Raw genomic sequence first — 7,293 nt, 5'->3', positions numbered from 1 at the left:
TTATATATCATAACAAGATTAACAAGCTGTGTCAACAACTTATTAAATTTTATTTTCGTTAAGGAATATCCTTTTTGAAATTCTTTTTTAACGACTTTTATTATTATGCCAGCTATCCAATTCAAAGTCAATGATAGATTATAAAAAAAGCGAATTGATTTTCATCAACTCGCTTCAAAAAATATTGTTTATTTAATTCTTGCTAAGTAGTACTTCTTCTTTCCTCTTCTAACAACGACAAATTTTCCGTCAAATGATTGACTTGGATCGATATCAGCATCAACGTTATCTACTTTTTCACCGTTAATTCTGATTGCACCATTCTTAACATCTTCTCTTGCTTGTCTTCTTGATGGTTCAATTTCTGTGTCATCTGCAAGCCATTCAACGATGTTCTTCTTGTCTGCACTAACTTCTACTGATGGCATGTTCTTGAATCCAGTTTCTACTTCTGCAGTAGTTAAATCTTGAACGTTACCTGAGAACAATGCTTCTGTAATATTTTGTGCTTCTACAACGGCGTCTTTACCATGAACAAATTCAGTTACTTCTTCTGCTAAACGACGTTGTGCTTCACGCTTCCAAGGTTCGCTTTTAACCTTGTCTTCTAAGTCTTCAATTTCTTCTCTATCTAGGAATGTGAAGTACTTCAAGTACTTAATAGCATCCCTATCATCTGTATTAATCCAGAATTGGTAGAATTCGTAAGGAGTAGTCTTTTCAGGATCTAACCATACTGCTCCTCCTTCAGTCTTACCAAACTTAGTTCCATCAGCTTTAAGCATTAATGGAATAGTTAAACCAAATGCCTTAGCGTCTGCACCTTGAGTCTTATGAATTAGCTCAATACCGCCGGTAATGTTACCCCATTGATCGGCACCACCGATTTGTAGTTCAACATCATTATTTTTGTATAGGTGTTCAAAATCCATTGCTTGTAAAATTTGGTAAGTAAATTCAGTGTATGAAATTCCAGTTTCTAAACGACTTGAAACAATTTCCTTATTTAACATTGTATTAACGTTAAATCTCTTTCCGTAATCACGTAGGAAATCTAGTAGTGAGAATTGTGAAGCCCAATCGTAGTTATTAACGATTTGGAACTTGCCATCTTCACCAAACAACTTCTTCATTTGGTTAGTTAAACGTTCTTCATTGTATTTAACTTGTTCCATACTTTGAAGCTTTCTTTCTGCTTTCTTACCAGAAGGGTCACCAATTGAACCTGTTGCTCCCCCAATTAGGATTACTGGTTTGAATCCAGCTAATTGGAATCTCTTTAAAATCATAAATGGAATTAAGTGTCCAACGTGCATACTGTCTCCTGTTGGATCAATTCCGGCATATAGACCAAACTTCTTTTCATTAACTTCTTTCTTTAGTCCGTCTGCATCTGTTTGTTGATTAATAGCGCCACGCCATTGTAAATCATCAATAATGTCCATGTGTAATCCCTCCAAATAAAAAGTCCCTGACAAATAAATTGTCAGGGACGAAATGTTGTTTGTTAATCCGCGTTACCACCCAAGTTATCATATTGAAAATATGATCTCTCATATCATTGTTAACGAAATGACTCGTCCATATATGGATAAGCTCGGTAGGTGTAATTCTTTAATGTGTCGGCCTAATTTGCAGTAACATCAGGTTTCTAATTTCCAGTTCACATTAAATACTGGTAACTACTTCTTAGCTATTTATTTAATAGATACTATCATAATAATCAGCCTTGAAATAAATGTCAACATTATTTAATTTTACTTAATGCTTCCTTGATCATTGGCATCATCTTTTGTAGTGCTTCTGCTTGCGCTATAGCTTGGAATTCAGCAGTTGCTTTCTTGACAACTGCCTTTTGTTGAGCTGATGTCATCTTAGGATTTTTCATCATAGCTGCTTTTACTTGAGCTTGTACATATTCCGCGCCAGCTTGTTTCATGGCAGCTTGACTTGCAGCATTGTTGTTCTTAGCACTAATTTCTTTAATTACAGTTGGTAGTGCTTTTGCTTGGTTTACAGTTAATACCATCCATGATTTTGGTACATAGAAGTAATGAACTGTTTTAACACGAGTTGGCTTTTGGGCTAAATCAAACCAGAAACGATTAGCTGATGAATTGTATTCATACTTAACAGTCTTAGTAACTAGTTTAGCTTTACTATCATTAGTAGTAATGATTTTGTTTTCTACTTTATCAGTACTTGTAGGGTTAGCTTTTGATTGTTTTTCGCTAGTACGGAAAATAACCACTTTATCTTTACCAGAAGTTCCGATTGGTTGGTACATTAAAGCATCAAATCCCTTAGGAATACTTGATACTAATGTAGTTGTTTTTTCATTTGTTACTTTGTGCATTCCATATTGATCATGGAAGTTAATAGTAATAAAGAAAGTAGATAAGATGAATAGTACTGCAAATACAATTGAAGTAATTGCGTGTACTGCCTTATTCTTAGTAACTAAGTTGAAAGAGTAGAAGAATAAGAATGCAGAAATACATAGTACAAATAAAATCATTGTTTATTTACCTCCTTTTTTACTGTCGTGTAGCCAGAATGTTGCAATAAAACCAATAATGATAAATACTGCGGCTACCCAGAATGCTGCGTGGTATCCACTTAATGTAGCTGAGATCACAGAATCTTTGTAAGCTAATGGATCAAGTTTCAATAGTGACTTAGCAGGCATATGATTGGTAGTTACGTTTGAAAGAATTGAAACTAGTACGGCTGTAGCAATCGCTGCTCCAACTTGTCTTACAGTATTATTAACTGCAGTCCCATGACTAATCTTGTCATCAGGTAGAGCGTTCATACCAAAAGTAGTTGAAGGCATCATTACAAGGGCCATACCGAATGTTCTAACAGCATATAGAATAATAATGTAAGCAATTCCTGTGTTTGCAGTAATGTATGCAAATGGTAGAGTACCGAAGAATAATAGTACTAAACCAGTTACGATTAACTTCTTAGCTCCGTGCTTATCAAAGATAGCACCAGCGAATGGAGAAACAATCCCCATCATTAAAGCACCAAGTAATAGACTTAGTCCTGAATGGAAAGCATTCATACCACGAACGATTTGTAGATATAGTGGTAATACCATTTCAAAACCTACTAAAGCCATCATAGTAATTGAACCTAAGATAGTAGCAATTGTAAATTTAGTTGATTTGAAGACACGAATGTCTAGGAATGGCTTGTCAATTACTAATTGACGCCAGATGAATAATACGACGAAGATTGCACCAATAATTAATGTTGAAATAACAGTAACGCTACCCCAACCATCAGTACCAACTTCTGAGAATCCATATAATGCACTACCAAAACCAATAGTTGATAGGATTAATGACAATACATCAATCTTTTCTTTCTTAGTTGGTAAAATTGGACGCATGTAGTATAGACCTAATAAGATTACAACCGCGACGATTGGAATAATGATTCCAAATAGGTCACGCCAAGTGTAGTTAATTAAAATCCAACCTGATAGTGTTGGTCCAATTGCTGGAGCCAATCCGATAACAACACCAGATAGACCCATGGCAGCACCACGTTTTTCAGGTGGGAAGATTCTTAGCATAATAGTTTGTAGTAAAGGCATAGTTACCCCTACTCCAAGCGCTTGAACTAAACGACCAGCTAAAAGTGTTCCAAAGTTTGGTGCACAAAAAGCTAGGACAGTTCCGGCTTCAAAGACAACCATTGCGCCTAAGTAAAGCCATTTAGTATTAACACGGTTAGATAACCAAGCACTAACCGGGATAACAATTCCGTTTACTAACATAAATCCAGATGTTAACCATTGCACTGTTGAAGTGTTAATGGAGAAATCCTTCATTAATGTAGGAAACGCAGTTGCTAAAATTGTTTGATTTAAAATAGTACAGAAAGTACCAACTAATAAGATGATGATTAGCATAATCTTATTGTATGATTTTCCGTTTGCATCTACGTTCATATTCTGACCCCTTTTCTGATAAAAAATTATATTCCCTATAAATTTCGACAATGACTAATATACAACCCATGAAAAACATTGTCAACAAATTTGACAACGTTTTTAAAAAATATATAATAGTTTATAATAATCAAACAAAAGGGGTGTGACACTATTGAAGAAGAAATATTCTAAAGATGAAATCAATGACTACTCTAAACGCATTCATGAATTGATGAAAGACTTAGATTTATCAATTGGCATTGGTGGATTATCTAGAACTTGTAATGTGCCACAAAGTAAAATCAGGTATTGGGAACAAAAAGGATATATTGGTTGCAATAAAGGTGATAAAAATACAAACCACCGTTATCCCTACTCTGCTGTAATCAAAGTCGAATTAATCAAATCTTTTCTAGATTCAGGGTTTACTTTAGCTAAAGCCGCTGAAAAAGCATCAGTTTTTGATGAGACGGGAAGTCTCCTTCACCGCATTGCTAGACAACGTTTTGAATCTATCAATGTAGTTGATGATAATACAGCTGTCGACATGGGTCCTATCAAAGGAGACCCAGATAAACACATTATGTTTGTTGATGAAAATGGCGAACTTACTGCACAAATTGTTAAAAAAAATTAAAAATGAATTCCAAATATGGAATTCATTTTTTGTTTGTAATAATATTGTCTTAAAAGTTCTCAGACTTTGATATATTCGAGCTTTTACTTTATAATTAAAATATGATAAATATATGGTTTTTTAGAATAGATATAAATATAAAATTTAAGATATTTATATCTATTCTAATGTCTTATTTATTTAGTGATCCTTAAGGAGGAAGTCATTATAATGTGGTTTTTAGGTTTAATTAACGACTTTATTATTGGTTATCCAATTGCTGTTTCCGCTATCTGGATCGTAGGTGCTATTTATGGAAGCATCTTTAGACGTTCCGAAAAGTTCTCTAATGTGGATGGTTCTGATTTAGTTTCTATCTTAGTTCCAGCCCATAACGAAAGTGATACTTTAAACGAAGCAATCCAATCAATTTCTAACATCGACTACAAGAATTTTGAAGTAGTATTAATCGATGATAAAAGTGATGATGATACACTAGATATCATGTACAGATTGCAAAAGCAATACGCTGATCAATTCACAATTAAAGTTGTTCCAATCGATGTTAACCAAGGAAAAGCTAACGCCATGAACCAAGGCTTCGCTGTTGCTGAAGGTGAATACATTGTCGGTATCGACTCTGATTCCCTATTAGCAAAAAATTCAGTTAGCGAATTAGTGAAGACGCTTAAATCTAACGAAAAACTAGGTGCCATTGCCGGAAAACCAGTTGTTAGAAACAGAACTACTGTATTAGGTCGTCTTCAATTACTAGAATATATCGGTGTGATTGATATCATTAAAAAAGCGCAGGCATTCTTATATGGTCGTATCAATACAGTTTCTGGTGTTATTGTTGGATTCAGAAGAGCCGCCCTATTAGATGTAGGTGGTTGGCACACTGATGTTATTACAGAAGATATCGATATTACTTGGAGGATGTATCGTAAAGGATGGCAAGTTAGTTATCAACCATCAGCTGTTTGTTGGATTTTAGTTCCTGAAAACACTAAAAATTTAATCAAACAACGTCGTCGTTGGGCTCGTGGTGGTATGGAAGTTATCGCCAAGAACAATGACTTACTATTGCACGGTAGCATTACTCAAAAAGCATTAATGTATGAAACAATCATTAGTAGTTTGTGGGCTGTTTTAACAGCATTAAGTACTATTTCATATTTATTCAACTTAATATTAATTCATGAAGTTCAATTAGATGGTGATGTTTTACTAGTATTAATCATCGTAAGTATTTTGCAATTCATTATTGGTTTTACTGGTTCTCATGAATCAGCCCTACTAAATTTTGTTGATTTACTATTAATCCCTGCATACATTGTTTACTACTGGATGGTCAACTTGATTTCATGTATCTTAGCACTAGTTTCATTCTTCTTAGATCCTGAAAATGTTGGTACCTGGAGTAGTCCTGACCGGGGGGTAAAATAATGAAAAAAAATTACGATAAAGATTACGAAACATTTGTAATTAGAAAAAAAAGTAGTTTACTAAGAAAATTATTCCATATCGCATTGTTCACAATCCTATGGTTATACGTAGTTTTCGTTTTAGTTGTTAACTTCGCCTTTTTATTCGGCTTCTACAGTGACGACTTTGTTAGTTTCTACCTATTATTAAACCTAAACTATCAACTATACATGAAGCTATTATTTGCGGTCATCTTCTTAATTGCAGTAACTGCTATCTATTCTAGTTTCAGATTAGGATACTTACGGAGGGTCAATAAGAATGTCAAGTAACGAAAAGAAAATGACCAGAAAGCAACGTAAGATAATCGTTATTATCTTAGGAATTGCCTTATTCTTATTAATGTCATTTACAATCCACAAATCAGTGGAATACGATAAAGGTAGTAGTGAATACTACGGTCTAACTAAGCAAGAAGAAAAAGCCAAAAATGGGATTATTGTTTTTTGTTACCACCGTATCTTAAAGAACAACCTAGGTGTTAACCTATCAAGAACTCTTTCAACTAACTCTCAACTTCATGATTTCGATGTTCCTTTAAACCATTTTAAAGAACAAATGAAGTTCCTACATGATCACAACATTAAAGTGATTTCAGGTGCAGAGATGGTTAAAATGACTAACTCAAACAAGCCTATCAAAGGTAAATACGCTGTTCTATCATTTGATGATATTGACAGAACTACTATTGATAATGCCATTCCAGTTATGAAGAAATACAAGTATCCATTTACTACTTTCATCATTACTGGTAACACTGGTCGTTACCGTGAAGGTACTCAACTAGCAACTTGGTCACAATTAAAATATGCACAAAAAGAAGCTGGTAGCTTAATGACTATTGGTGTGCACACCAACAACATGCATTACTTAACTGCCAACTTAGTGCCTATCTTTAACCTACCTAAGAACTATGATCGTTTTACTAAGGATTTCGTCAAATCAAGACAAGTTCTTCTAAAACATACTGGTACTTATGCTGAAGCATTCGCCTACCCTTACGGTGGTGGTACTCCTAGAATTTCTCAATTCTTAGCTACTCAACATTTAGGTTGGGTTGGTACTCTTGATTCCGGTACTGTTTACAACAACGGTAACGGTGATCACAGTGATTTGATTTACACACCAAGAATGATTATTAACACAAATAGTTGGCCAAGTATTCGTGAATGGTTAGCTGCTAAATCATAAAAATAAAAGCCGTCCTCAAACGAGGATGGTTTTTTTTAGTATCTCTTTTATC

Annotated in this window: 7 protein-coding genes and 1 other annotated feature; of the genes, 4 read left to right on the top strand and 3 right to left on the bottom strand. The window is 34.3% G+C overall.

Annotated features, from left to right (window positions below):
- Positions 1–188: 188 nt before the first annotated feature.
- The 3 genes from tyrS to RZ74_RS01290 all read right to left on the bottom strand — a co-directional run bounded on the left by tyrS (position 189) and on the right by RZ74_RS01290 (position 3,964).
- Positions 189–1,445 carry a tyrosine--tRNA ligase gene (gene tyrS, locus RZ74_RS01300; protein ID WP_053949654.1) on the bottom strand — a complete coding sequence of 419 codons (1,257 nt, stop codon included), beginning with the start codon at positions 1,443–1,445 and terminating at the stop codon, positions 189–191.
- Positions 1,446–1,485: 40 nt separating this feature from the next.
- Positions 1,486–1,700: a binding site (T-box leader), on the bottom strand.
- A gap of 47 nt (positions 1,701–1,747) precedes the next feature.
- The gene (locus RZ74_RS01295) at positions 1,748–2,518 is read right to left on the bottom strand and encodes a DUF4811 domain-containing protein (protein ID WP_053949653.1); all 771 of its coding nucleotides are present in this window, start codon (positions 2,516–2,518) and stop codon (positions 1,748–1,750) included.
- A gap of 3 nt (positions 2,519–2,521) precedes the next feature.
- The gene (locus RZ74_RS01290) at positions 2,522–3,964 is read right to left on the bottom strand and encodes an MDR family MFS transporter (protein ID WP_053949652.1); all 1,443 of its coding nucleotides are present in this window, start codon (positions 3,962–3,964) and stop codon (positions 2,522–2,524) included.
- 154 nt (positions 3,965–4,118) lie between these two features.
- Here RZ74_RS01290 and RZ74_RS01285 point away from each other — a divergent pair, with 154 nt between their 5' ends.
- The 4 genes from RZ74_RS01285 to RZ74_RS01270 all read left to right on the top strand — a co-directional run bounded on the left by RZ74_RS01285 (position 4,119) and on the right by RZ74_RS01270 (position 7,241).
- Complete coding sequence (locus tag RZ74_RS01285; protein ID WP_053949651.1) at positions 4,119–4,583, top strand: MerR family transcriptional regulator; 465 nt, start codon at positions 4,119–4,121, stop codon at positions 4,581–4,583.
- A 210-nt stretch (positions 4,584–4,793) separates the two neighbouring features.
- Entirely contained in the window at positions 4,794–6,011 is a 1,218-nt protein-coding gene (locus tag RZ74_RS01280; protein ID WP_053949650.1) for a glycosyltransferase, read from the top strand.
- Positions 6,011–6,322, top strand: coding sequence for a hypothetical protein (locus RZ74_RS01275; RefSeq protein ID WP_053949649.1), 312 nt, complete (start codon positions 6,011–6,013; stop codon positions 6,320–6,322). Before RZ74_RS01280 ends, RZ74_RS01275 begins: the two co-directional genes overlap by 1 nt.
- Positions 6,312–7,241, top strand: a complete 930-nt coding sequence (locus RZ74_RS01270; protein WP_237756908.1) for a polysaccharide deacetylase family protein — start codon at positions 6,312–6,314, stop codon at positions 7,239–7,241. The genes RZ74_RS01275 and RZ74_RS01270 overlap by 11 nt, the downstream gene beginning before the upstream one ends.
- Positions 7,242–7,293: the final 52 nt, after the last annotated feature.

The sequence above is a fragment of the Apilactobacillus apinorum genome (genome assembly GCF_001281175.1).
GTDB lineage: Bacteria > Bacillota > Bacilli > Lactobacillales > Lactobacillaceae > Apilactobacillus > Apilactobacillus apinorum.
This window is presented reverse-complemented; position numbering and strand designations above follow the sequence as displayed.

Coding starts and splice junctions, on each gene's coding strand:
- tyrS (WP_053949654.1), bottom strand. CDS start 1,445: ATGGACATTATTGATGATTTACAATGGCGTGGCGCTATTAATCAACAA.
- RZ74_RS01295 (WP_053949653.1), bottom strand. CDS start 2,518: ATGATTTTATTTGTACTATGTATTTCTGCATTCTTATTCTTCTACTCT.
- RZ74_RS01290 (WP_053949652.1), bottom strand. CDS start 3,964: ATGAACGTAGATGCAAACGGAAAATCATACAATAAGATTATGCTAATC.
- RZ74_RS01280 (WP_053949650.1), top strand. CDS start 4,794: ATGTGGTTTTTAGGTTTAATTAACGACTTTATTATTGGTTATCCAATT.
- RZ74_RS01275 (WP_053949649.1), top strand. CDS start 6,011: ATGAAAAAAAATTACGATAAAGATTACGAAACATTTGTAATTAGAAAA.
- RZ74_RS01270 (WP_237756908.1), top strand. CDS start 6,312: ATGTCAAGTAACGAAAAGAAAATGACCAGAAAGCAACGTAAGATAATC.